The 22,691-nt window shown below is 62.3% G+C and carries 24 protein-coding genes; all 24 read right to left on the bottom strand.

Annotation, left to right across the window (positions count from 1 at the left end):
• Nucleotide 1 precedes the first annotated feature (1 nt).
• Complete coding sequence (locus WHJ28_RS09365) at nucleotides 2–352, bottom strand: hypothetical protein (RefSeq protein WP_340041913.1); 351 nt, start codon at nucleotides 350–352, stop codon at nucleotides 2–4.
• Nucleotides 352–1,701, bottom strand: coding sequence for an SH3 domain-containing protein (locus tag WHJ28_RS09360; RefSeq protein WP_340041912.1), 1,350 nt, complete (start codon nucleotides 1,699–1,701; stop codon nucleotides 352–354). The genes WHJ28_RS09365 and WHJ28_RS09360 overlap by 1 nt, the downstream gene beginning before the upstream one ends.
• The gene (locus WHJ28_RS09355; RefSeq protein ID WP_340041911.1) at nucleotides 1,698–1,910 is read right to left on the bottom strand and encodes a tail protein X; all 213 of its coding nucleotides are present in this window, start codon (nucleotides 1,908–1,910) and stop codon (nucleotides 1,698–1,700) included. Before WHJ28_RS09355 ends, WHJ28_RS09360 begins: the two co-directional genes overlap by 4 nt.
• Nucleotides 1,907–5,506: a phage tail tape measure protein gene (locus WHJ28_RS09350; protein WP_340041910.1), complete on the bottom strand. Its 3,600-nt coding sequence runs from the start codon at nucleotides 5,504–5,506 to the stop codon at nucleotides 1,907–1,909. The genes WHJ28_RS09355 and WHJ28_RS09350 overlap by 4 nt, the downstream gene beginning before the upstream one ends.
• A 186-nt stretch (nucleotides 5,507–5,692) precedes the next feature.
• Nucleotides 5,693–6,118: a hypothetical protein gene (locus WHJ28_RS09345; RefSeq protein WP_340041909.1), complete on the bottom strand. Its 426-nt coding sequence runs from the start codon at nucleotides 6,116–6,118 to the stop codon at nucleotides 5,693–5,695.
• Between the two features lie 72 nt (nucleotides 6,119–6,190).
• Nucleotides 6,191–6,700, bottom strand: a complete 510-nt coding sequence (locus WHJ28_RS09340) for a phage major tail tube protein (protein ID WP_050619022.1) — start codon at nucleotides 6,698–6,700, stop codon at nucleotides 6,191–6,193.
• Between the two features lie 15 nt (nucleotides 6,701–6,715).
• Nucleotides 6,716–8,137 carry a phage tail sheath family protein gene (locus WHJ28_RS09335; RefSeq protein ID WP_340041908.1) on the bottom strand — a complete coding sequence of 474 codons (1,422 nt, stop codon included), beginning with the start codon at nucleotides 8,135–8,137 and terminating at the stop codon, nucleotides 6,716–6,718.
• Between the two features lie 13 nt (nucleotides 8,138–8,150).
• Nucleotides 8,151–8,498: a hypothetical protein gene (locus tag WHJ28_RS09330; RefSeq protein WP_340041907.1), complete on the bottom strand. Its 348-nt coding sequence runs from the start codon at nucleotides 8,496–8,498 to the stop codon at nucleotides 8,151–8,153.
• Nucleotides 8,495–8,986 (bottom strand): hypothetical protein, encoded by a 492-nt coding sequence (locus tag WHJ28_RS09325; RefSeq protein WP_340041906.1) that lies wholly within the window; start codon nucleotides 8,984–8,986, stop codon nucleotides 8,495–8,497. The genes WHJ28_RS09330 and WHJ28_RS09325 overlap by 4 nt, the downstream gene beginning before the upstream one ends.
• Nucleotides 8,987–8,989: 3 nt before the next feature.
• Nucleotides 8,990–9,565: a phage tail protein gene (locus WHJ28_RS09320; RefSeq protein ID WP_340041905.1), complete on the bottom strand. Its 576-nt coding sequence runs from the start codon at nucleotides 9,563–9,565 to the stop codon at nucleotides 8,990–8,992.
• The gene (locus tag WHJ28_RS09315) at nucleotides 9,562–9,930 is read right to left on the bottom strand and encodes a hypothetical protein (RefSeq protein ID WP_050619017.1); all 369 of its coding nucleotides are present in this window, start codon (nucleotides 9,928–9,930) and stop codon (nucleotides 9,562–9,564) included. Before WHJ28_RS09315 ends, WHJ28_RS09320 begins: the two co-directional genes overlap by 4 nt.
• The gene (locus WHJ28_RS09310) at nucleotides 9,927–10,403 is read right to left on the bottom strand and encodes a hypothetical protein (RefSeq protein WP_050619016.1); all 477 of its coding nucleotides are present in this window, start codon (nucleotides 10,401–10,403) and stop codon (nucleotides 9,927–9,929) included. Before WHJ28_RS09310 ends, WHJ28_RS09315 begins: the two co-directional genes overlap by 4 nt.
• Before the next feature lie 24 nt (nucleotides 10,404–10,427).
• Nucleotides 10,428–11,498: a major capsid protein gene (locus WHJ28_RS09305; protein WP_050619015.1), complete on the bottom strand. Its 1,071-nt coding sequence runs from the start codon at nucleotides 11,496–11,498 to the stop codon at nucleotides 10,428–10,430.
• 15 nt (nucleotides 11,499–11,513) lie between these two features.
• On the bottom strand, nucleotides 11,514–11,915 hold the full coding sequence (locus WHJ28_RS09300) for a head decoration protein (RefSeq protein WP_340041904.1): 402 nt from the start codon (nucleotides 11,913–11,915) through the stop codon (nucleotides 11,514–11,516).
• A 1-nt stretch (nucleotide 11,916) separates the two neighbouring features.
• The gene (locus tag WHJ28_RS09295) at nucleotides 11,917–13,173 is read right to left on the bottom strand and encodes a head maturation protease, ClpP-related (protein WP_340041903.1); all 1,257 of its coding nucleotides are present in this window, start codon (nucleotides 13,171–13,173) and stop codon (nucleotides 11,917–11,919) included.
• A complete protein-coding gene (locus WHJ28_RS09290) occupies nucleotides 13,170–14,813 on the bottom strand; it encodes a phage portal protein (protein ID WP_340041902.1) in 1,644 nt (547 codons plus the stop codon). Before WHJ28_RS09290 ends, WHJ28_RS09295 begins: the two co-directional genes overlap by 4 nt.
• A gap of 127 nt (nucleotides 14,814–14,940) precedes the next feature.
• Entirely contained in the window at nucleotides 14,941–15,198 is a 258-nt protein-coding gene (locus WHJ28_RS09285; protein ID WP_050619012.1) for a DUF6148 family protein, read from the bottom strand.
• 10 nt (nucleotides 15,199–15,208) lie between these two features.
• The gene (locus WHJ28_RS09280; protein WP_050619011.1) at nucleotides 15,209–17,182 is read right to left on the bottom strand and encodes a phage terminase large subunit family protein; all 1,974 of its coding nucleotides are present in this window, start codon (nucleotides 17,180–17,182) and stop codon (nucleotides 15,209–15,211) included.
• Nucleotides 17,172–17,807: a hypothetical protein gene (locus WHJ28_RS09275; protein WP_340041901.1), complete on the bottom strand. Its 636-nt coding sequence runs from the start codon at nucleotides 17,805–17,807 to the stop codon at nucleotides 17,172–17,174. Before WHJ28_RS09275 ends, WHJ28_RS09280 begins: the two co-directional genes overlap by 11 nt.
• A 393-nt stretch (nucleotides 17,808–18,200) precedes the next feature.
• Nucleotides 18,201–18,725 carry an IbrB-like domain-containing protein gene (locus WHJ28_RS09270; RefSeq protein ID WP_340041900.1) on the bottom strand — a complete coding sequence of 175 codons (525 nt, stop codon included), beginning with the start codon at nucleotides 18,723–18,725 and terminating at the stop codon, nucleotides 18,201–18,203.
• Nucleotides 18,718–19,872, bottom strand: coding sequence for a phosphoadenosine phosphosulfate reductase domain-containing protein (locus WHJ28_RS09265; RefSeq protein WP_340041899.1), 1,155 nt, complete (start codon nucleotides 19,870–19,872; stop codon nucleotides 18,718–18,720). The genes WHJ28_RS09270 and WHJ28_RS09265 overlap by 8 nt, the downstream gene beginning before the upstream one ends.
• Entirely contained in the window at nucleotides 19,863–20,471 is a 609-nt protein-coding gene (locus tag WHJ28_RS09260) for a ParB/Srx family N-terminal domain-containing protein (protein WP_340041898.1), read from the bottom strand. Before WHJ28_RS09260 ends, WHJ28_RS09265 begins: the two co-directional genes overlap by 10 nt.
• Nucleotides 20,468–21,250, bottom strand: a complete 783-nt coding sequence (locus WHJ28_RS09255; protein ID WP_340041897.1) for a phosphoadenosine phosphosulfate reductase domain-containing protein — start codon at nucleotides 21,248–21,250, stop codon at nucleotides 20,468–20,470. Before WHJ28_RS09255 ends, WHJ28_RS09260 begins: the two co-directional genes overlap by 4 nt.
• Entirely contained in the window at nucleotides 21,247–22,620 is a 1,374-nt protein-coding gene (locus WHJ28_RS09250) for a sodium:solute symporter family protein (protein ID WP_340041896.1), read from the bottom strand. The genes WHJ28_RS09255 and WHJ28_RS09250 overlap by 4 nt, the downstream gene beginning before the upstream one ends.
• Between the last annotated feature and the right edge of the window lie 71 nt (nucleotides 22,621–22,691).

The raw sequence follows: 22,691 nt of genomic DNA, 5'->3' as shown, positions 1-22,691 counted from the left end.
ATCAAAAGCCTCCTAACACAAAGCCGTCCCCATTGAATACCGGCAGGTAAAGGCAGAGGACGCGGTCGTTCACCTTTGGCATCCAGTAGGTCAAATGCGAGCCGGGCAGATGGTCGTGCGCGGGGTATTCGCTTGCCGAGCCGCCGCCGGTGAAGGTGTCCGTGATCTCGTGGGTGTGCTTTGCGTCTGGCTCGATGTAGAAATTCGCTCCGTAATGTTGGAGCACATAGAGCCAGTCTGAAATGATACCCGTGTCCTTGAACTTGACGCGGGCCTTGCGCTTTGCGCTGTCGATGGCCGTTACCGTGCCGGTCTGCACGAGCCTCGAAAGGATATTCTGCTGTTCGTCCATCAGTACCCCTCCAATGTCTTCCGCAGCTTGACCTGCGTGGTATAGCCGGATGAGCCGACCGAATGCGCGGCCTGCTCGACAATGTATTTCCCGTCCCATGCGCCCCAGCCGGTGAGCTTAGCTGTGACGCCGGCCACGATGTCCGGATTGCCGGGCAGCGTGAAGGTGGCGGTCTTCGCGTACTTGTTGTGTAGCCGGAGATATTTTTCGGCCTTGGTCTTGGCCTCGGCCACGCTCGCCACCTTCGCGGTGATCTCCAGCTGCTGGTTGTTCTTGGCCTTGTCGTTGTAGTCCTCGACCTTGACGGTGGCCTCGATGCACTTCCCCGTGCCTGGGTCTGTGTAGCTGACGCGGCAGGAGGCGTACTGCGTTCCGGCCGTTCCCGCGTTCAGCTTGTGCTTGGTGTAGCTGCCGCTGCCGCGGACGATGGTCAGCACAGGATTTTTCTTCTCGTAGTCCTCCTGGTCGAAAAGTACGATCAGGTTGTTGGTGGCTTTCAGAGAGATGCCCGCCTCATGGCACAGCTTGGAAAGAAAGGCGATGTCGCTCTGCTTGTACTGCTCCACGCGGCCGTAGGACGGGTCGCTGTTGGAGAGATACATACAGGTCATGCCGTTGGCTGCGGCCATCTCGTTCGCAATGCCGGAAAGCGTGTAGAACTCCCACGCCTTGGACTTCTCCGTCTGGCGGATCTGTGCGCTGTACGGCAGCGCCGTCGCCTTGATGGTGATGGTATTGGGCGGGCCGGAGGCGTCAACGCTGTCCAGCTCGAACTGTCCGCAGTCCAGCACCTTATCTCTGCCGCCGCCCGTCCAGTTTTCCCGGACGAAAACGGCGCTGATCTTGAAGCCGGCGCCGGAGGCGGACGCGGGAGCAGCGGCGGAAGCGTCGCCGCCCCCGCCGCCTGATTCCTTGATGTACGATGCGCTGACATAGGCGGTCTTGCCGTTGTAGCTGACCTTCGCCCAGCCGTTTTCGATGCCCTCGACCTGCAGCTCCGCGCCGCAGACCAGCGCGCCGTATTTGCCATAGCTGGTGCTGGGGCCGGAGCGGACATTCAAGCCGCTTTTGGCTGTGACCTTGTAGGACTTTGCCGTGCTCTCGGTCTTGGCCTTGGAGGACGCGGACAGGCTCCCTGCGGAGGCTGCCGCGTCGATGGCGTCAGCCAGCCACTTTTTGAGCCATATGTCATCGCGGTCCTGAAGCTTCAGCTGCAGGTCGTCGGTTTCGTCCGCCTCCTTGTCGGTGTAGGTGGCCGACAGGAAATAGGGACGCATACTGCCGGTGATGTCTGCGCCCTGGAAGAAGATCTGCGCCGTGACGCGGCGCGCCTGATTCGGGTTGCTCATCCGACCACCTGCTTCCACGGGGGCAGGGCGTCGCTGACATTCTCAGCAGGGTCTGGCAACTTCAGCACGATCCCCGCAGGGAAAGTATAGTTCCCGAGATACTGCGGATTCAGATTCATCAGCCGGTCGGTGTAGGCCTCGCTCCCCAGCTGGGAGAATGCGATGCTGTCCCACATGTCGCCCTGAATGGTGGTATAGGTCTTGCTCATTTGTAGGCCCTCCTTGCGGTGTCGATGCCGGCCTCCTCCATGACTTCGAGGACGCGCTCGGTGAATTCATCGCCGTACTCGCGCAGGGCTTCCACCGTTTCCGGCGTTGCGTTGCCTTGGATCTGGAACACGACCTGCAGCTCCACCACGCCGACGCCTGGGCCTGCGCCCGGCTCGGCTGAAAGCGCGCCGTCGCCCTGGATGGCGTGCAGCGCCTCCAGGAGCTGCGGGGCGAAGGTGATAGCCTGGATCTCCATGCTGTCGCGCATGGCGGCAGTCTCCTCGGCAGTCATGACCTGCTCGCCGCCGTTGAAGTAGACCAGCTCGGGGCCGTTCTCGCCGACGAGGGCGAAACCCGGTGCGGCGGACTGTGTGCCGACCGCATAGCCGGGGATGCTGCCGGCGGTGCCGGTGCCTGCGGTGGACAACGCGGCCTTGGCTGCGGCGGCGATGCGGTTGTAGGCAGCAGTCACCTGGGGCAGCATACCGACAGCGCCGTCGATGAAGCCCTGAATGGTAGCCTGCGCGCTTTCCTTGGCCTCGTCGCCCAGGTCCATCGCTTCGATGTCCTCGGCAAGCGCCGCCTGTAATTCGTCCATGGTGGCCGTGAAGTCGGTCTTGAGGTCTGCCACGCTTCCGGCCGCGTTCTGCTGCTCCTGCTGTAAGGTCTGCCAGTTGGCTACCATAGCGGCCAGCTGCTCGTCGGTGGCGCCTGCCATGCCAGCGATGGCGTTCACGCTGTCGGAGCTGCCGTCCGCAAAGGAGGCGATCATGTCGCCCAGGCCTTCGATGTCTGCGCTGCGGTCGGTGAGGGATTGCAGATTGGTGTTGTAATCCTGCCAGTAGGTGATCTGGCTCTCCAGCGCGGTATTGATGCTGCCCGCGCTCGTTGCAACGACATCTGCGGCCTCGTCCCAAAGCTGATACTGTCCGGATATGCTCTCATATGCCGCGCTGTACACCTCGGTGTAGGACTCCGTGAGGGCGGCGAGCTTCTCCTGAACGCCGGAGATGACGGCTTGGAATTCGCTGCTTTGGGCAGCGGCTTCCTCGGATGCGCCGGCGCCTTCGTTCATGGCGTCGGTTAGATTCTTGACCGCCTCTTCCGCAAGGGCGATCTCCTCCTCGGCCTCGGAAACGGCATCCGCGTCCTCCTCCATCGCCTTGTTGTAGTTCTTGATGGCTTTTTCGGCTGCCCAGATCTCGTCGTTGGTGTCGTAGATGGAATTCTGCAGGTCGTAGTATTCCTGAGATAGGAAAGAGGTCGCGTCGGCATAGTAACCGTACTGGTCGTAGTAGTCGTCCGCCTGCTTCTGAGCGTCCGCCCACAGCGCATCCATCTGCGCGTAGGTATCAGACAGCTTCTGCTGCGCGGCCTCCAGGCTGTACTGCGCCTTGGTGAGTCCGATGCTGTTTTCCTCTGCCTCGATCAGCACAGCGGAATACTGGGAGTACAGCTCGGTAAGCTGATCCTGATACGCCTGCTGCATGGCGTTCTGCTTCCACGCTTCGGTATTGGCGCGGAGCGCGGCAGTGCCGCCGTTGATGGTGTCGGTCTCCAGGTCGATGTAATCGGCCAGCTCCGGCACCACCTGGCAGAGCAATGCCAGCGTATTGTGATACTGCCTGTGCTGCTCGTCGGTGTTGAGTCCGGCGGCCTCCAGCTCCTCCAGCTTGCCGATGTAGGTGTCTGCGACACCTGCCGCCGCCATGGTGGAGGTGACGGTATCGTCGTAGGTGGCCTTGGCGTCGTCCATTGCCTCCCGCATACCGCGGGCGGCTTCGGTCAGCTCCTTCACGCTGGGTACGGCGTCGTTCGACGCAGCGGTAGCCAGGGCAACGATGCCGGCCGTGATCGCGGCCACGGCAGCGGTGACACCCATGATGACATTGACGCCGGGGATCGCCGCCGTGAGGATCGCGCTGGCGGCAGCGGCCACCTTCGCGGCTACTGCGTAAGCGGCAAGCGCCGCGACGACTGCGCCGATAACGCCGACGAAAGCGGTGATGGCGTTGACCAGCGCGGGATTTTTCTGAATGAACGCTGTGATGCCGTTCAGCACCTTTGTCCCGACGCCGTATGCCTCGCTGAGCGCGGGGGTGTAGGCGTCGCCGATGGCCACCTTGAGGTTGTTATAGGCGTTCTGCATCATGGTCAACCGGCTCTGCGCGGTGGCATACCGCTTGTTGGCCTCGTTGGTGAGGGCGGTATTCTGCTGCCACGCGGTATTTGCGGTATTTACTGCGCCGGTCATCTGGTCTGCGGCCAGGCCCAGAGCCTTGAGCATATTGCTCTGCCGGATGCCAGTCAGCCCCAGGTCCTCCAGCACGAGCACGGTGCTTTCTCCCTGCTCGTCCAGCTTGCCCAGACCGCCGATGAAGGAGGTCAGGGCACTCATGGCATCGTTCTTCCATGCGATGGAGAACTCATCGGAGGACATACCCGCGATGCGTGCGAACTCCGAAAGGTCGTCTCCGCCCTTTGCAACAGCCTTTTCGATGGCGTTGAGGGTCTGGGTCATGGAAGTGCCGCCAGCCTCGGCCTCGATGCCCACGGAGGACATAGCCGCCGCCAGAGCCATGATCTCAGGCTCGGTCAGTCCGGCCAGCTTGCCGGCCGACGCTAGGCGCGTACCCATCGCCACGATCTCGGATTCTGTTGTGGCGAAGTTGTTGCCCAGGTCGACGATGACGGAGCCAAGCCGTCCGTAATTGTCCGTCGCCATGCCGGTGATATTGGCGAAGCGCGCAAGAGCGGTCGCCGCCTCGTCCGCCGTCATGTTGGTGGCGGTGCCGAGCATGGTCATGATCTCGGTGAAGTCCAGCAGCGCAGCCTTCTGGATGCCGAGCTGTCCGGCGGCTTCGGCAACTGCCGCGATTTCCTCGGTGGTTGCCGGGATCTCCGTGGACAGCGCCTTGATGGAATCCGACATCGCCGCCAGCTCCTCGTCGGTGAGGTCGGTGGTCTTGGCTACGCCGGTGATGGCGCTCTCGAAATCCATCGACTCCTGCGCGCAGCTGGCGAAATATTCGTAGATTTCTTTCAGGGCGACGGCGATACCTGCGGCCACGATGGCCTCGTGTACCTGGTTGAACGCCTGTCCGGCCTTGTCGCCGAAAGTCATGGCCTTATCGGTGGCCTCGCCCTGCTTCTTTTTCAGCGTGTCGATCTTGCCGGAGAGCTGCTCGGAACTGTGGGTGAGGTCATCGGTGTTGACGCCGGCCTCTTCCAGCGCTCCGCTCAGCTCGTTCAGCTTTGCCGTCTGCTTTTCCAGCGAGGCGGAGGTCTTGTCGATCTGAAGCTGCTTTGCCAGCAGCTTGTTCTTCATGTCGGCCGAATCGTTCCCGGTCTCCTCCATCTCCCGCTGGATATTGTCGTACTGCTGCCGCAGCATCTCCAGCCGCTTCCGCGTCGCTTCCACGGCGGCTTGCTGCTTCTGAAAGGCGGAAATATCTGCCTGCGTCTTGGAGAGGGCCTGGATTTCCTTCTGCATGGACACGATTTCCTGCTGTGCGGCCTTGAAGGTCTTGCTGTAGCTGCCCCCAAGCTGCGCGTTCAGCTGGAATAGCATCTCATACTCTTTGCGGACTGCCATAGACGGCCCTCCTTTCAGATTATTTCTTCTTGCGCCTGTCCCGCGCTTCCTTCACGAGCTGGTTGCTGACCTTGATCCACTTGCACAAAGACGGCAGGGATAGCGACAGCCAGTAGGAAACGGGGGCTTGATTGGTTTTTGCCATAGTAAGGCATTGCCTGCGGAGCCAGACGCCGCCGTCGCCGGTTACAGCTCCGATGCCAGCAAAAAAGAGCGGGCCTTGCCTCTGACGCGGTTGAACTCGAAGATGGGCAGGGCGCGCAGAGCGTCGTCGCCGATGCGGCGGGGGCGACCGCTGGCGTCAACGATGGTATTGGTGCAGGCCCGCGCCGCCATGCGTACCAGGAACTGGCCGGAGAAGGTGGGCGAGATGGTGGGCTTGCCAATGGCCTGAAGCTCGTCCTCGATGGCAAGGGCGTCGTCGCCGGTCAGCCCCTCGAAGTCGAAGTTCAGCTCGTCAAAGGTCTGCCCTTCATAGGTGAAGGGCTTTTTCAGCTTGAGGGTGAAGTTGCCCACGCTCTCCTTGGCCTGCGCCTCGGCAGCGGCGTACTCGTCGTGATCGACGGTGGAAAAAGCGTCGGCGGGGACAACGGTCTTCTTAGTGTCAGCCATGATGATAACTCCTTTCAAATCTCAAAAAGATGCCCGGAGCGGATCTCCCGCCCCGGGCTTTGGTCTGGTCCCTTACATACCGAGCGCTTTGCGGACGTCGGCCAGGTAGTCGGTGCCGTTGACATAGCAGATGAAGTTCAGCTGGTCAACCTCGCGCACCTTCTTGCCGTCAATGTAGGTCGCCCAGTAGCGGACGGCGTACTCGCCGGAGCCGTTGGAGGGCGCTGCGGGGGCGACGGAGCCGCCCTTGTCGCTCTTGGGAATGACCACGAGGATGTGCTTGACAGAACGGACGACCACCTTGCCGGCCACAACATCCTCGTCCTGCTGTGCAATGCGCAGGTCGATGGTGTGGCGGCGGGGCTCGGAGAGCTTCACACTCTGATCGGTGACGGTGCGGAAGTTGAGGCCCAGCGTCATCGCGTCGAAGTGGCCGAGGATGACTGCCTCCACATTGCCGGCAATGCCGGCGCCGGAGATGGACTGCGTCAGCGCGGTCAGATCGGGCAGGGTCGCCTGCGCCATGCCGACATACTCCACGGAGTCTTCGTAGACCTTGAAATTGATAATGCTCTGATCCATGATTCAAACCTCCTTTTAGCCCTGCAGGGCACTGGTGACATAGCTGGCGTCATACTCCAGCACGAAGTCGATCTCCTGGGCGGGAGAGGGCGGCGTCATGTAGACATGGAGCTTGATGATACCGGCCATGAGGTTGGTCAGCGGATTCTCGCTCTCCAGCATCTCCACGCGAGCGCCCAGGAGGTAGCCCATGCCCACCAGACCGTTGAGCCAGATGTTGGCGGTATCGAGAACGGTGTCGATGAGACGGCGGGTCATGGGCTTGTCCAGCTTGCTCCAGAAGGTCTTGACGAGGGAGTTGCCGACCCATCCGAACATACGGCTGACCGGGATGAAGTAATCCTTGACGTCGGTGTTGGCTGGATAGCAGGCAGTGTAGTTGCCCCAGGCGACCCAGCCGCTCATGAAGTTCAGAGCCGTACCCACGCCAACACTGTTGAGGTAGTTGGCCTGTGCCAGCGTCAGGTTGACTTCGGTGCCGTCCTCCAGGCAAAGACCGTCGCACTGCAGCCCCTTGTTGGAAGGGGACTCATAGGGGCAGCCGCCATTGCCGGTATCGATCTGCGCCATCAGGCCGGCAAGCTGAGTGGACATGTGGAACTTGTGATCGCCCAGCTTCAGCATGGGCCAAAAGGCAAGTTCGTCCTCGTCGGCGATGTTGGCGGCATTCTTCTTGGTGAGGACATCGGAATAGGCGCGTGCGCCGGAAGCGCCGCAGTCAATGTCAACCAGCGCCTTGGCGTGGAACAGGCCGTTGATGTTGCCCGCCTTTGCGGTCATCGCGGCGGCCACGGTGGACTGCTGGGAATAGCCGGGGGCGCAGAGCAGATCTGGGACGATGCCCAGCAGGGTCAGGCACAGCTCCACATTCTCCATGGCGGAGGCGATTTCAGATGCGGTGACGGTGGAGGCCTTGACCTTGTTGTAGGCGATGTTCACCTGCTCGGCGTCATAGGCGCTGCCGGTGGACAGCAGCTCCACCACCAGATGCTCGCCGTTGTAATAGGCGTTGTAGTCGGTGCCGGACACATAAGCAGCGCCGGTGCCTCCAGCAGCTTTGACAACCAGTGTGGCATCATTGATGGCCTCGATGGGGAGCTTCGCTTTGTGTTCCGCCACCACGATGTCGGTGGCGGAAACCGCCTCCTTTGCGGTGGCGATGTCGAGAACATTGCAGAAGATGACGGGCTGGCAGGCGAACAGCTTGAAGTGCGAATACATGAATTCGCAGAGTGTGTAGGTTGCCCAGTTGTCGGAATAACCCAGCTTCTCTACCGCCTCGGCCCAGCTGGTGCAGAGGACGGGCGTTCCAGGGACGGCGGGCTTATCCGCAGCCTGGACAGGAGCCAGGCCAACCACGAAGGGGACGCCGGACTCCGCCACGACAGGAGTGCTGACGCTGGTAGCCTGCTGAGAGACATATACGCCGTGGTTCATTGAAAATTCCTCCTTACTTCATGCCCTTGGACAGCTTGTGATAATTCACATACAGCAGGTTCCCGGGCGTTTTGACTTTGATGCGGTCAGCAGGGAGCGTGTCGTCGCTCACCACCAGCGACGCGATCAGCGGGTGCTGCTCGATCACCGGTGTAAGGGTGTCAAGGACTTCTCTGCGACCGCCGCGATAGATGGTACCGCGCTGGATCACGCCCATCAGGGTCGGGCCGAGATAGACGCAGAAGCCGCCGCTCTCGGCGGACTTCTTCGGCGCGGCGGGGCGCTTCTTTGCCACCTTGGGGGGAGTGTCCGCAGCGGCATCGGCGGTCTTTGACGCCGTGTCGATGATTTTGTCGGTCATAGGTTAACCTCTCTTTCAACGGCTGGGACGCGCCAGGTGGAGGTCATCTCTCCGGCGTAATATGGCGCGACTTCCTCGGAGTTGGGGTAGATGAATGTTTCGATACCGGCGGAGAGATCAAGCTGATAGCGCTGCCCGATAACGACTTGACGTAGCAGGCGGATACGCAGCCGATCCATGAGGTTGAGCAGCATAAGCCCGCCCTCCTGGGCGTCATCGTTGTAAACGGCGAAGATGGAACGCACTACGGCCATACCGTACTCTCGTTCTCCCTCCGGCTGGATGTCTTTGCTGGTGATGGCTTGGTGAATGATATAGGGCACCTTCTTTTTCGCGGCCCTGGCATCGGGCAAGTTCATGAGATAGACCTCCGCCGCCCGATATTGCTGCTGCTCGTCGGCGCTCTGTATCTTCACAGGCATGATAAGGTCCTTGACGGCCTCCTCGGTAACGGTTTTCAACTCCTCCAGGAGCATAACTCGGTCCATGGGCTACCCTCCCCACCCGTTGAGCACCCGCAGTATTTCGTGCTCAATACGGCTCTCGTAGGTCTTCAAGATTTCCTCGTCCATCTTGTCGGTCGTCTCCTCGTGGGCATAGAATGCCTGGACAGCAGAAGGCCCGAACAGCTCCCGGATGGGGAACCGCTCAGGGCCCTCGCGCTCGAACACACCGGTATGCCCGCCCACATGGGTGACAAAGGCGTTTTCAAGGGTCTGCTGTGCGCTGGAGCGCAGGACGCGGGTATGCACCTTGCCGTCCGCTCCAAACTTGGTATCGAACTTGATAAGGGGGATGACGTTCCCCCGATAGCCGAAGGTGACCTGATAGGAGCTGGCGGAGTCCTTGACGATGGTGTTGATGGTCTTCGTCCGGGACTTCAGCTCCCCCTGGGAAATGGCGTACTCCTCGGAAACGATCTTCATGCCGACGGTAAGGCCGTGCCGCGCCGACCGCTTCAAGGCGCTTCCGACGGCACGGTACACGCCGTCGGGGATGCCGGCCAGGAGCTTCGATACTCGGTCAAGGCTATCGTCGATTTCGTCAATGGTGATGGCGTAGCTCATTCGTCGATCGCCCCCAGTTCCACCCGCAGCATCCCCATCTCACAGACCGAGGAGGCGACATAGAATTCCCGGAAGAATCCGCCGCCGCCCTCCCGGTTGTTGATCTGGATGCGCATACCCTTCTCGGGCTGATTGCCGCCCAGGTCGGACAGCGCACAGTGGAGCACGGATGACACGAGGTAGAGCCCCTGGACATGGTCGGACTGGAGCTGGCGTCGCTCCTGCTCCTTCAGGCCGGACAAGACGATAGGGATGTCCTGGTACTCCTCGCCGTCGTAGCGGATGGTGCGCTTTTCGGCGAACTCGTCCAGGTTGAGGAAAACGGCGTGGACGTCATCGGCCACCATGTCCTTGAAGCCGCTCATTCCACCGGCCCCTCCGCGCCGAGACCGGACGGGGCCCCCTCGTCGTCCTCCTCGCTGGAGATTGCGTCCTCCAGGGGCACGTCGGTGATGGCCGCGATCAACTGCGCCTTGGTCTTGAGCTTGGCGGTGTCGATGCCCATTTCCTCGGCCAGCTCCTTGAGCTTGGCGTTGGTGAACTCCTTGAGCTGCTCAGGGTCAAGGTGGGCGGTTTCCTTGCCCTCTGCGGGCCCGTCCTGGCTGGGAGTGTCCACGCCCGACCCCGCGCCGTCCTCGTCCTCTACGGGCGTTGCAACGGCTCCTGCGGTATCTTCCTCGGGGATGTCCTCGAGGACGACGCCCACGCCGAGGGAGGCCAGGCGGGCGGCCTCGGTGTCAGTCACGATGCAGAGGCCGCCGGCGGACACCGGCCGTGGGTGCTTCGCCCCCTCGGGCCGGTAGCCGTACAGGCCGTTGGTGATTTTTACACGCTTCATGATATTGCTCCTTTCCCGGCCCTATCAGGTGCCGACCACGTTGGCCGCGTACATCCAGGGGGCCTTGCTCCGGGGCGCGGCCAGGGGGCGGGCGGCCAGGCGCAGCTTGCGGGTGTCCTTGTCCTTGTCGACGACGAACTTGGGCACGCGCTGCATGGCGAAGCTGTGGTACTCGTTGTCGTCCTCGATCTGGTCGACACGGCCGTACATCATGTGGCCGCAGTCGGGGGCGGTGACCATCGCGGAGGTCGCGGGGAACAGGCGGATGGTGCCGTCCTTGTCCAGCACAGTCTCGCGCACGGAGAAGATGTCCAGGTCGGTGCCGTCGAAGTTCAGGTTGCCGATCCACACCACGCCGGGGTAACGCACCTGGGGCGCCAGGCGGCCATACTCGGCGCGCCGGTTGTCCAGCAGCTTCAGCGTGGCCTCGTCGCTCTGGATGAAGGCGGCCACGTCGGTGCCCACGATCAGGTCAGCGGCAGGAAGGCCGCGGTCCAGCAGGTCGTTCACCATCGCAGCGACATCGCCCTTCCAGTCGCCGCCGGACGCGTCCCACTTGTTCGCCACGGTGTACTTGGCGGGGTTGGAGCCGGTGGTGTCGAAGTAGAAGATGTCGTAGGTTTCGCCCACGGTGTCGTTGTCGATGTAGGCGACGATGGTGCAGCCGTTGTTGATCATGGTCTGGACGGCCATCCACTCCTCACGGCGCTGAATGCGGCGGTCCAGGTCGGTGAGGTCCTGCATCTGGAGCGCCCGGGCGCGCTCGGCGGGGGTGCTGCCAGCATACAGAGCCTCCCCGAAGCCGCGCTTCTGCAGGTCATCCAGGGTCAGCAGACGGGACGGAGCGGTGAAGGGCGGCTCGAACTCGTGGATCTCGTAGCCGCCGCGGGCCACAGGGATGTCGCCGGCGCGGCGCACAACGAAGGGAGCCATGGCCCGGTCGCGGTCGCGGTACTCCACCAGCACCTTGTTGGCGTTGAAGATGTCGGTCGCCGCGTTGGTGGGGAAATAGCGGTCGCGGAAGAAACTCTGGACGGGGGCGATCTCCTGGACCATGCCCGCCATGTAGTAGGTATCAAAAATGTCGAAAGGCATATTCTTGTCCTCCTTTTAGTCCAGGACCTGGGCCAGATAGATACCACGCTCGCGCAGGGTGTCCTTGTCGGCCTGGGTGATGGTGTACTCGTCATCCACGGTCAGGGCGTCTTCATTGAAGCAGCCCATCACATAGACGGCGACATTGGCATCGGCGTCGGTGCCGATGTCCTCGTCATCGCAGAGAATGCAGTCGGGGGTCAGGGTCTCGTTGGAGCCGGCGGTAGTGCCGAGGATTTTCAGCTTGCCGTCGCCCCCGGTGCCGGAGCTGCGGCACAGGATGGTGCCGCGCGGATAGGTAGCGGCGGTCGCCAGCTTGGTGATGACGCCGGAAGCCACCTTGGGAGGCGGGGTCATACCGGCGATCAGCTTGTCGTACTCCATAGAGCCGATCTTGTCATTCAGATGCTTCGCCATATTACTTGTCCTCCTTCTTGTTCAGGGCCTTCGCGTCGGCGCGGCCCTTTGCCATGCGCTGCTCCGGGGTGAGTTCGCCGACAGGCGCGCCCTCGTTGCTGGCCGCTCCGACCTGCTGCGCGCCAGATGCGCCAGTGTCGGCTTCCAGGGCAGACATATAGCTCTTGCCCTGCTGGGCGGCCTTCTGCGCCATGCGGTAAGCCAGCTCCTGGGCGGTGCAGGGGTGCTCGCCATACTTGGCCTCGCGGATGGATTCCGCGTCATAGAGGGAAGCCAGGGCGTCGATGTCCTGGATTCTCTGGCGCTCGACCTGGGCGGGGTCAGCCCCGCCGTCGCCTGCGGCTGCTGCGCTGGGGGCGGGGGTGGCAGCAGCTCTTGCCTCGGCCTCCAGCTGCGCGGTCAGCTCCGGGTACTCCGCCCGGAGCTCCTCAACAGTACTTGCCATAGATGTACTTCCTCCTTTTCTGCCGGTCTTTGCCGGCGGATTTGTATGTGTCTCAGCCGGGGCCGAGGCCTCGGGATCGACCGTAGGGATATTGTCCGGGGCAAACATTCCAGCCGTAAGGTGGATGGTGCGGCCTCGGACGAACAGGCGCCGGCCGTCTGCACTGGCGGCAACGTCCAGGGGCTCCGCGTCCTCGATCAGCTCGTCGGCAAAGCCCTTTTCCACCGCCTCGCGGCCTGTCATGTAGGTTGTATCGGACATCATGTGGGACAGGACAGTTTCGGTCAGGCCGGTCTTTCGCTTATAGATTGCGATTTGGGCCTTGTCCCAGGCGTCGTACTGCCCAGCCGCCTCGCGCAGTTCGTCGGCGTTGTAGCCGCCCCAGAAGAAGCCCCAGCACTTGTGAATCATAATCAGGCTGGAGGGATTGACCTTCACTGTGTCACAGGCGCACATGATAAGGGAGCCGCCGGACATCGCCACGCCGTCCACGATGCAGGTAAGCTTTGCTCCGTCCCGTGACAGCTCCCGTAGGCGGTTGTGGATGGTGTTGGACACGCCGGCGTCGCCGCCGTAGCTGTTCATGCGGATGGTGATGTCTTTGCAAGCGGCAATCTGCCCCAGGTCCTCAAGGAACTCGGTCAGGGTAATAAACTGCCCCTCTACGGGATCGCCCCACCAGTCCGTGGGCTGCTGCTCGTAGATGTCGCCGTACATGGTGATCTCTGCGCTCTGGCCGTCGGCGGTAGCCATCGCATAGGCGGCCCGCTTGATGTTCACGACGGGCTGCGTGGTAGGCACTGTTTTGCTCATGCGTTTCCTCCTGTTCCTTTGCCATCGCCGCCGTCGCCATCATCGGCGCCGGAGCTTGGCAGGTTGGTGATGCGCGCGCCGCCCGCCTCCGCGAGTTTCGCGTTTTCTGCTTTCAGCTGCTCCACGTTGGCCTCCCAGTCACCACCGCCCAGTTCGCGCGTGACCTGCTCGTGGGTCTTGAATCCGTGGTCGACCAGGACAGCGGCGGCGTTGGCCTCTTTCAGCGGGTCGAGCTGCCCCTGGACGGGGCCGATCCAGCGCGCACCGCACCAGGCGGCCCGCACCAGAGGATCTTCAAAGAAGCCGGGGGCCTTGATGCGTCCACGGGCCACCGCCTCCGCAAGCCATACCTCGTAGGCCGGCTGGCAGAAGTCGGCCACAAACCAGCTCCGGCGCATCTTGAACTCTTCCCAGGCCTCCAGGAGAGCAGCGCGGGAGGCCGAGTAGCTGGAGTTAAAGGTCTTCATCAGCACCTCGTAGGGCTCGCCCAGGGCCGCGCCGGCCTGCTGGCAGAAGGTCTTGACGAAAGCATCAAAGCCCGTGGTGGGGATGCTGGGGTTTCCGAATTTGATGTCCTCATTCTCCGCTAGGTGGGAAACCGTGCCGGGGCCCATCTCATACTCGCTGTCGCTCCCGGATAGGTTGTTCTCGATGGGATTTGCCGCGGGGACACCGGCGATGTCGCCGGCGCCGACCTCGTTGATGGGGATCTCGGTCTGGCTGGTCTTTGTGATGATCCACGCCGTAAAGAAAGACTGGACGAGGGCGGCCATAAGCGTGCTCTCCGTGTACCGGCGCAGCTGCAGCAGCTGCTCGATCACCGGGGCCAGATAGGTCACGCCCCGGTACTGGTCCGGCCGCTCGCTCCCCATGATGTGGAGGATGTTCGGCAAGCCTGTCCTGGGGCCGTAGGCCTCCACCCTCGTCCACTTGGTCGGCTCTGTCGTGGTCTGCCAGGGGTAGGTGTTGTGGATGTAGTAGGCGACGACCATGCCGTCGTTGTCCACCTCCACCCCGTCAAAGATGCGGTTGCCGTTCTCCGGGTTCTTCCCGTCCGTGATGTGGGCCACGGCCGTTCCACCCCCGTACTCGGCGGGGGTGCGCACCCGGTCGGCCTCCACAAGATGGATGCGCAGGGAGTAGGGATTTACCGGCGTGGGGTTTCTCCGCTTGAACACGGGGAAAACGTCTCCGCTCTGGAGCCACGCCACCAGCGCCAGCTGCTGCATTCCGTAAAAGTTGTTCATGCCGGTAGCGTCGCAGTTCGCCTTGTTCTTGGCCCACAGGGAAAACTCCGCCTCGGTGCGCCGCTGCCACTCCTTGGCCGCCTCCGGGGAGATGCCCAGCACCTCCCGATCCACGGAGCTCTTGAGGGTCAGGCCGACGCCGACCACTTTCGTCCGGTTGGTATTGATGGCTGACGTCGCCACCGGGGAGGACATATACAGCATCCGCCCCCTCTGGCGGAGGGTAAAGTTGTTCCAGTCGATGTCCTCCCTGGGGGAGCCGCTGCGCGGGGTAAAGCCTTTGAGCGCCCGCCGGGTCATGCTGGCGCCGGCCTCGCTGTATCCCTTGGCCTGGGGGCGCGCTGTGTCGGGCAGGAACAGCCCGGTTTTCTTATCGCGGTATATGTCGCCCACCTCCTATGTGTTGCATAAAAAACGGGCCGCCCGGCGGCGAAAGGAGCTGACAAACTCCGCCGGGCTGCCCGTGGTAAAGCCCTCTCAGGCTTGTACCCATATCATTTTCGTGACCTCACGAAAAAGGTCACCAGTCGCGGGGGATGACGCCGAAGGCCTTGCGGGGCCGCCTGCCGTTCAGCAGGGCGTTCAGCTCGTCGATCTTCTGCTCAGCCTCCTCGATCTCGTCCTTGAGGGTGCCGAGGTCGAAGCGGGTGAGCTGCCGGTCGTCGATGGTATAGCTCTTGACGCGGCCGTCCACCAGGGCGGTGTAAGCCGCAGTCAGCTTCTCATAGGCGGAGCGCCAGAAGTTCAGCCGGATTTTCACGTCGGTCATATCTGCCATCGGGCATCACCTACCATTCGTCGTAGTATTTCTTCAGCGCGGAGCCGCGCTTGGTCTGCTTTTTGGGGGGCGGCGGGGCTGTTGCAACGCCCGTAGAGGGGGCTTTCCCCCGAGCCGCCTTTAGCCGCCTGTCTATCTCGTCAAGGTTGGCCGGCGTGCATTTGAAGGCCGCCAGAGCGTAGTTGCGGCAGTCCAGGGCCTCGTTGCGCTCGTGGCCGGGTATCTTCTCCCACACCCAGGGCTGCTTCTTGGCCGGGTCATATACCAGGTGCTCAGAGAGCAGGCCGGTAAAGTAGCCGGGGCCGTAGTCGTCCCGCCTCGGGAAGTGGCAGTACTTCGAGCCCGGCTTCTGCACCTTGAGGTTGTCCATGATGATCTGCTTGCCGGAGTCGACGCCGAGCTGGTACTGCCAGCAGGTGCCGATGGCGATTTGATTGACCACGATCTTCATCTTCTTCGGCGGAGAGGTGTAGGGCTTATCCGCCCCGGGCATACCCTTGATACAGAACACCTTGCGGGAGATGCGCGCCCGGCATTGGAGGCGGACGTCTTGGGTGAAATGGCCGCCCTCGTCCACGAAGGTCATAGAGCTTCGGAGGCCCAGGCCGTCCTCGAAGCGGAATACTCGGTTGAACACCATCTCGTCCAGCTTGGCCCAGGTGTCCGGGTCATCCGGCCTGCCCATGACGATGCCCTTTTCAATTCCCCAGGTTTCCCCGAAGTGGCCGTGCCCGACGACCTCATACTCCATGCGGTCGTCCTGGGTGTCCACGCCGGCGGTGAGTACCAGCACCCCCTCCGGCAGCTCCACGGGGGAGCCGTCCGGCCGGGTACCGTAATCCTCCCGGCGGGCCATGAGGCTGTCCTCGTCCTCCAGGTCGCCGCGGTCTTCCCACAGCAGGCCGAAGCAGGTGTTGTAGACCACCTGGAGCTTCCTGGTGTTGCCGATAGCCTTGAGATACTTGAGTACGATGGAGCTCCAGGAAGCCCACTGGCTAACAAAGGCGTTCAGCCAGAAAGAGCGGACGCCCTGGGCGTATGCGTCGGGGTTGTCCGCCTCCCAGCGCGCGGGCTGGTGCTTCATGGTCGTCTCGTCAGATATGCTTCCGCAGCCGGGGCAGACATACCAGACGTGCAGCACCTTGAAGGTCTTGCGGCCGGCTACCACGCCCTCCTCGTGCTCATAGCGGATGTCCTCGAAGTTGATCTCGTGGTACTCGCCGCAGTGGGGGCATTTGCTTTTCCACCGCTCCATTGTGCCCTCGGCGTAGGACGCCTCGATTGCGCTGGCGTTCTTGACGGTGGGGGTGCTGACCTCCAGCGCCTTGGCGTTGTAGAACGTGGTCTGTCGGGCCTGGGCCAGCTCCCAGGGGTCGCCCTCGTTGCCGGCGGAGGTCGCCCAGCGGTCGCGCTCGTCCCCCATGATGTAGCGGATGGGCTTGGACGCCAGGGCGTGGGCCTCTGTGGAGCCGCACATCGTCAGGATGCCGCCGGGGTATGTCTTTTGCAGGATGGTGTTTCCACTGTCGCGGCTCTTGGGGTCCGCCACCTTCTTTTTGAGGGTGGGGCAGTCCCGAATCATCGGAGCGATACGGAGCTTGGAGTACTCCTTGGCGTCAATGGTCGTGGGGTGGACGAACAGGATGGAGCCGGGGTCCTCGTCGATGATATAGCCAATGGTGTTGTTGAGGAACTCCGACTTTCCCACCTGGGACGCCGCCACCATGACGATGCGGTGCACCCTGGGGTCGGTAAAGGCGTCCATCGGCTCCCGGAGGTAAGGGGTGCGGTCGGTACGCCAGGGGCCGGGCTCGGCGCTGGCCTCGGTGGACAGGCGGCGGTTTTTCTCCGCCCATTCCGTCACGGTCAGGTCGTCCGGCGGCTTCATGCCGGCCAAGACTTTCCCGATGACGGCATTCAGCCTCTTTACCCGCTCGCGGGCCTCTTTCTCCTCTATGAGCCGGCGCGTTTCCTTATCCGTCATCGGCATCACGCCCGCTGTCAGCTTCCCAGGCCCTCCGCTCCCGGACGCGCTCCTCGTATTTCTTTGGGTCATAGCGGTAATTGGAGAGCTCCCGCATGGCCTTGTTGACCTCGCGGCGGATAGTCTCGGCGGCCTCCGCTGGGGAGTTCGCCGAGGCCACGTCCACGGCCAGGCGGCCGGGCAGGGCCATCATCGCCCCGCGAATGGCATAGATCAAGTCGGTAGTCATCGCGGCCACGTCCTCGCTCCGGTGCATTTTGCCCTGGAGCTCGTCGGCCTCGGCCTTGGCGATGTTGGCCTTGGCAATCTTCATTGTCACGTCGGCGGCCGCCTTCGCCTTTTCCTGCTTGATTTCCTGCTTGATCTCCTCCTCGGTCTTGGCCGGTCCCGCGCGGGCCTCCAGCATGGAACAGTAGGCGCGCACAGCCTCGGTGACATCGAACAGGCTCCCGTGGGGGGTGCTGCGTTTATGCAGCGTCCCCTGGGCTGCCAGCTGTCCGATCCACTGATTGCTTTTCCCGGTCATCGAGCAGATGTCGGCAGTCTTGACGTAGACAGGCGTCCCGGCGCGCAGCACGTACACGGCTCCGTCCTCTACGACCACATCCTGCTTCTTTGCCGCCATAGGCCACGCTCCTTTCCTGTGTCTTGGCCCTCCGCCCGACGCCCGGGGCGTTTCCGCTCCGGGGCCAGGCCATGTGATAGGAGGCGGGCGTCCCACGCCCGGCGGAAGGTCAAGAAGTCGATAATTTCATACAAGATTTCAATTAAAGTTGCCCTTTTCTCGCGCACTAACTAATCGTTTTTTGGGGTCGGCGAGCCCGCACCCTTTGGGTAGGGGCCGTCACAGTACCTTGCCGCGCTTCTCGTCGTTGCCCTCAATGCCCGTTTCCAGGGCTTGCAACGCCCCTCCACGCCCCGGCATGAGAACGCCCAGGGCAGAACACATACGCGGCTCTCACGCCTTGTATGGCCCTGTCCTGGGCTATGCTTGGTGTATGGGGGCATGGGGTATGCCTCAGTACTTGGTCAGCAGCTCTGCTTTGCTGTACCCATGTACGCCTTTCGTCATCATCGAGAGGAAGTCATCTCGTGAGAAATCAGACAGGCGGAATACCTCCTCGGGCTTCATGCCCAGCTGCTTCCCGATTTCCTGCACGCTTTTCCCGTCGGCCAGCAGGCGCTTGACGATGGCCTTCATAGGCTCCAGCAGGTGTGTACCACGGGCGCGGTTGTGGGTGACGGTTCCGTAGATGTCCTCGGTCTGGTCGTCATGCCGCACGACAACCACGGGTACTTTGCCGCCCAGCTTCGTGTGCAAGGGCTCCTCTCCGGCCACCGTCCAGCGGTGGAAGCCGTCGATGATGGTGTAGTCGGGGCGCACCACGATGGGTAGCGTCCAGCCGTTGGTGAGGATGGACTGCACCAGCAGCTTCAAGTTCTCCCGGTTGACCTTGTTGGGGTTGTAGTCGTTGGGCTTGAGCTGGTCGCGGTCCACCCACTGCAGGGAGGACAGAGGGGCGAACAGGTCCACATCAGCCATTTGCCTCACCTCCCTTCCGGAAGGACTTGGCGTAGGCTGCGTAGGCGCAGTAAATATCCTGGTAGATCGCCCGCAGGGTGCGGAGCTTGGGGTCGCCGGCCACCAGCCCCTCGTACATCTTCCGATAGTCCCGGGGGCGGGCCATGCCGTCCATGCGGATAAAGAGCTTGCGGTACTGCTTGGCGACCTCGCACTTGTGCGGTGTGTTGAAGAAATCGGCGGGGCGCTCGAACAGCATCTCCTTCAGGAGCGCGCGGTAGTCCTTCGTGTCCTTGCCCTCTAGCTCCCGGCGCTTCCGCGTCGTGCGGTGGAACATTTCGCTGTCCCAGTAGAGCATGGCAAGGTAGGCGTTGGGCTCACGGCGGAGCACGCGCTCCATCAGAGTGGGGTCATACTCCGCAAGATGTACCAGGACGGGGACAGTATCGACAGAGAAGAATTGCGAAACCCGCAGCTGGTTGCGATTGACCCCGACCTGGTACATCTGCAGATAGACCTTGGGGATCTCCACCCGCTCGTTGCGAAGGTAGAGCCACACGTCGGTGGTCTTCCAGTCGTAGATTGGGTAGATGGTGTTGGTGTTGGTGATCCCCTTGCCGCCCACGCCCAGAGCCGCCATGTACTGGAGGCGCTGGACGGATTCGGCCGCCCGGACGCCGGTCATCATAATGCCGTCCCGGGTGACGCGGGGCAGGAAGGATTGATAGTTGTCCACCCTGGGCTTGAGCAGAGGGTGGTTGCGGATGGCAAAGGGCGGCGGCTGCCGCACCCAGACATCCCGCTTGCGGCGGTCCCAGCAGACGAATGTCTCGTCGCTGGAGAGCTCGTTGAGGCAGTTGAAATGCTTGACCTCGATGCACCACCACTGGAACTTAGCGCCGGCCAGCAGGAATTTTTTGCGCCAAGCCTTGGTCGTCTCCTCGATGCAGTCGAAGATGGCCTCCTCGTCGATGAAGAGGACGGTCAGCAGGGCCGGGTCGATTTCCCCGGCCTGGATCAGCTTCAAGGTGAGGTTGGCCAGGCACAGGCTGTCCTTTCCGCCCGAGAACGACATATAGACCGGGACACCGTTGGAGAACACGTTTTTGATGCGCTGCCGGGCGGCCGTCACCACATCCAAGTTCGAGCGGACACGCTTCACAGCCATATCCGTTCACCACACTTCGGGCACAGGATGAACCTGCGGGCCGGCTCCGGCTGGCCCTCTCGCTCCTCCGGTTTTGGAGGAATATACTCGACCGCCTTCTGGGCGGCCGCCTCCTCCTGGGCCTCTACCCGCTCTTTGGCGTCCCGGATCTCCTCGACCCGATCCTCGTCGATGGTGCCGTACTCGCTGAGAGTGGCGGCGGCCTCGTCGGCCTCCATCACCATCGCCCGGAGCAGGTCTTCTTCAAAGCCCGGGATGTCCAGGTCGTCCTTCAGTTCCAGGATGAAGGCATCCAGCGCAGCGAGGTCATCGACGCCCAGGTCAAAGACACGGTTGTCGGCCAGCATGAGCTTTTTCTTCTGCGCTTCGGTGAGGCCAGAGACTACATAGCAGTCCGCCTCGGACGCCCCCATCTGGACCAGGGTCTCATACAGGCCGTTGCCGGCAAGAATGACGCCGGCCTCGTCGACCACGATGGGCCGGATCTGGCCGAACATTTCCACGGAGCGTCGGAATTCCTTCAGCTGCTTGTCGGTGTGCATCCGCACATTTCGGTTCGGACGGCGAAGCTCCGACAGAGGTTTTCTCACAACCGTCATGCCCGCACCCCCTCAAGGAAGGTCCGGGCGCTGTCGATCTTCTCGGCGGCCTCGATGACGATAGTCGGGTCAATGTCGTACACTTCACGCCAGCCGTTTTCGACGCTGCCCGTCCACTGACGAGCTGGCCACGGATGCGTGCCGCACAGGTAGCCATTTGGCCAGCCATAGATGGGCGGCACGGGGAGCTGGTGGTAATGGATGAAGGCAAGGATCTGCTCATGTGTCCAGTCCGCGAGCGGGCTGAATCGGGTGACGCCCTTGCCGTCGGTGTAGATATTGGAGCCTCGGCCCACATAATTCCCGTCCGCCCGGCGGCGGCCCAAGATGATGAGGTCAAGGCCGTGGGTCTTGGAGTAGATGCGCTGCGCCCGGTGCTGCACGATGGAAAACCATCGCCCAGCCGCCGCAGAACTCTGTGGGAATAGCATCTCCGGGTGAGCGGCCAGCCAGTCCAGGTCCTGGTGCGTATTGATGACCTCGCACCCGTTCGGTTTGTTGGACTCGATCCACGCAGCGAAGGCCGGGTACTCCAGGTCGCATACGCCAATCATGGAGTCGGTCACGCCGGCGGCCTCACAGAGCTTGCCAAGGACGATGCTATCCTTACCGCCGCTCCAGGCATAGGCTGCTCGCTTTCCCTTTGCCTTGGACTTTATGTCCTGAATGGCCAGGGCCGACAGGTCAGCCAGTTCTTCCCGTGAAACCACGCTCTCGATGGAGGCGACGGCCTCCAGCCATGTGTCGTTGGTGATGCGCTGCTTCCGTCCGAGGCTCATGCGGCCACCGCCTTTCTGGGGGCGGTGAAAACGCACACCGCGCCGGAGAGCAGGAGCGCGCACAGGCTGCCAGCAGTCTTGAGCGCCGCACTGCTCAGTACGGTTCCAGCAACGAAAATCGGCATTCCGATAACGATGGATGCCAGAATGCCGACAAACACCCCGCGCGCCGACAACGATTTCCCCATAAGCGTCAACACCGTAGGGAGCATTGTCGTGGCCCGAAGCGTCCCGTACACGAGGAACAGTCCTGTCACCGTAAGCCCTGGGATGTTGGCAATGCCGACGGCCAGAACGAGCAGGGCGAGCATGGAGGCTTTGGCCGATTTGACGCCGCCTCCGAAATCGCTGGTCAGCGAGGCAACCGCGCAAAGATTGCTGTCCGTGGTAGACAGCAGGCCAGAGAGCAGCATGAACAGAAACGGGAGCATGACCCAGGCTGGGAACAGGCTGCCCACCAGCTCGAAGTTGACCTGGCCCGCATTCGTGGCCGCGAATCCAGAGCCGGCGGCGATGAATCCGAGGATGCCCATGGAGAGCGGGACAACGGCAAAGAGCAGAGCGCCGAGCTTGAACGCCCCGCCCACCTTGTCCTCGCGGATGGAGAACGCCCGCTGCCAAAAGCACTGGTCTCCAAAAGGCGCAGCGAGCAGGCCGATGGCCGTCGGGACACCGAAGGAGAACAAGACCTGCAGGCCGTTTCTATCGAACAGGCTGATGTACTCGCCGGAGAAACCAGCGAAGCCTCTTGCCAGATGGTCAACGCCCCCATCCATGGAGAGTGCCCACGGAACAAGCAGCGCGCAGCAGGCGAGCATCAAAATCATCTGCAGGGCGTCGGTGAGCACCGATGCCTTGATGCCGGAGTACTGGGAGTAAGAATAGGCGATGGCTGCCAGGATAACGGTCAGAAGCCAGAATGGCCAGCCCGTTACCGCCGCGAGAATGCTGGCGCCGGCGAGCAACTGCACCCCGGTCGAGAGGACGGACAGAGCCGACAGCTCGAATAGGTATGCGCCATGCACCGCCTTGGAGCGGTACCGCTCGGCCATGTATCCGGAAAGAGTGATGCCTCCGGGCATCTGGCTTCGGATTTTCTTTCCGAAGGGGACGAATACCAGGAGGCAAAGTACATTTGGTACCAGGAACCAGAACAGCCCCGGGATGCCGTTGGTGTATGCTTTTTCTGCCGAGGTGAACAGTGCGGGAGCCCAGATCCATGTGGCCGCAATACTCATGGCGCTTTGGACCAGGCCGAGCTTCCGATCGGCGACATGGAAGCTCTCGGATGTCTGCGACCTTTTGGATAGGGCGATGGTCACGAGAACCATCAGCACCGTATAGGCCGCGAGTACGATGAAGCCGTACATTGTGGGGAACTCCTCCTTATGTCGTGTCGCCGCTGCCGTCCGCTGGCGAAGCGTTTGACCCGGCGCATGAC

The organism is Flavonifractor porci, from assembly GCF_037572415.1.
GTDB lineage: Bacteria > Bacillota > Clostridia > Oscillospirales > Oscillospiraceae > Flavonifractor > Flavonifractor porci.
The sequence above is the reverse complement of the archived record's forward strand: the minus strand, read 5'-3'. Positions and strand labels throughout refer to the sequence as shown.

What these genes read in the sequence shown, in the direction of transcription:
- WHJ28_RS09250 (WP_340041896.1), bottom strand. Translation starts at nt 22,620, where the DNA reads ATGTACGGCTTCATCGTACTCGCGGCCTATACGGTGCTGATGGTTCTC.
- WHJ28_RS09325 (WP_340041906.1), bottom strand. Translation starts at nt 8,986, where the DNA reads ATGGACCGAGTTATGCTCCTGGAGGAGTTGAAAACCGTTACCGAGGAG.
- WHJ28_RS09305 (WP_050619015.1), bottom strand. Translation starts at nt 11,498, where the DNA reads ATGCCTTTCGACATTTTTGATACCTACTACATGGCGGGCATGGTCCAG.
- WHJ28_RS09310 (WP_050619016.1), bottom strand. Translation starts at nt 10,403, where the DNA reads ATGAAGCGTGTAAAAATCACCAACGGCCTGTACGGCTACCGGCCCGAG.
- WHJ28_RS09295 (WP_340041903.1), bottom strand. Translation starts at nt 13,173, where the DNA reads ATGAGCAAAACAGTGCCTACCACGCAGCCCGTCGTGAACATCAAGCGG.
- WHJ28_RS09270 (WP_340041900.1), bottom strand. Translation starts at nt 18,725, where the DNA reads ATGGCTGATGTGGACCTGTTCGCCCCTCTGTCCTCCCTGCAGTGGGTG.
- WHJ28_RS09300 (WP_340041904.1), bottom strand. Translation starts at nt 11,915, where the DNA reads ATGGCGAAGCATCTGAATGACAAGATCGGCTCTATGGAGTACGACAAG.
- WHJ28_RS09260 (WP_340041898.1), bottom strand. Translation starts at nt 20,471, where the DNA reads ATGACGGTTGTGAGAAAACCTCTGTCGGAGCTTCGCCGTCCGAACCGA.
- WHJ28_RS09255 (WP_340041897.1), bottom strand. Translation starts at nt 21,250, where the DNA reads ATGAGCCTCGGACGGAAGCAGCGCATCACCAACGACACATGGCTGGAG.
- WHJ28_RS09340 (WP_050619022.1), bottom strand. Translation starts at nt 6,700, where the DNA reads ATGGATCAGAGCATTATCAATTTCAAGGTCTACGAAGACTCCGTGGAG.
- WHJ28_RS09285 (WP_050619012.1), bottom strand. Translation starts at nt 15,198, where the DNA reads ATGGCAGATATGACCGACGTGAAAATCCGGCTGAACTTCTGGCGCTCC.
- WHJ28_RS09350 (WP_340041910.1), bottom strand. Translation starts at nt 5,506, where the DNA reads ATGGCAGTCCGCAAAGAGTATGAGATGCTATTCCAGCTGAACGCGCAG.
- WHJ28_RS09360 (WP_340041912.1), bottom strand. Translation starts at nt 1,701, where the DNA reads ATGAGCAACCCGAATCAGGCGCGCCGCGTCACGGCGCAGATCTTCTTC.
- WHJ28_RS09320 (WP_340041905.1), bottom strand. Translation starts at nt 9,565, where the DNA reads ATGAGCTACGCCATCACCATTGACGAAATCGACGATAGCCTTGACCGA.
- WHJ28_RS09275 (WP_340041901.1), bottom strand. Translation starts at nt 17,807, where the DNA reads ATGGCGGCAAAGAAGCAGGATGTGGTCGTAGAGGACGGAGCCGTGTAC.
- WHJ28_RS09355 (WP_340041911.1), bottom strand. Translation starts at nt 1,910, where the DNA reads ATGAGCAAGACCTATACCACCATTCAGGGCGACATGTGGGACAGCATC.
- WHJ28_RS09315 (WP_050619017.1), bottom strand. Translation starts at nt 9,930, where the DNA reads ATGAGCGGCTTCAAGGACATGGTGGCCGATGACGTCCACGCCGTTTTC.
- WHJ28_RS09330 (WP_340041907.1), bottom strand. Translation starts at nt 8,498, where the DNA reads ATGACCGACAAAATCATCGACACGGCGTCAAAGACCGCCGATGCCGCT.
- WHJ28_RS09365 (WP_340041913.1), bottom strand. Translation starts at nt 352, where the DNA reads ATGGACGAACAGCAGAATATCCTTTCGAGGCTCGTGCAGACCGGCACG.
- WHJ28_RS09265 (WP_340041899.1), bottom strand. Translation starts at nt 19,872, where the DNA reads ATGGCTGTGAAGCGTGTCCGCTCGAACTTGGATGTGGTGACGGCCGCC.
- WHJ28_RS09335 (WP_340041908.1), bottom strand. Translation starts at nt 8,137, where the DNA reads ATGAACCACGGCGTATATGTCTCTCAGCAGGCTACCAGCGTCAGCACT.
- WHJ28_RS09280 (WP_050619011.1), bottom strand. Translation starts at nt 17,182, where the DNA reads ATGACGGATAAGGAAACGCGCCGGCTCATAGAGGAGAAAGAGGCCCGC.
- WHJ28_RS09345 (WP_340041909.1), bottom strand. Translation starts at nt 6,118, where the DNA reads ATGGCTGACACTAAGAAGACCGTTGTCCCCGCCGACGCTTTTTCCACC.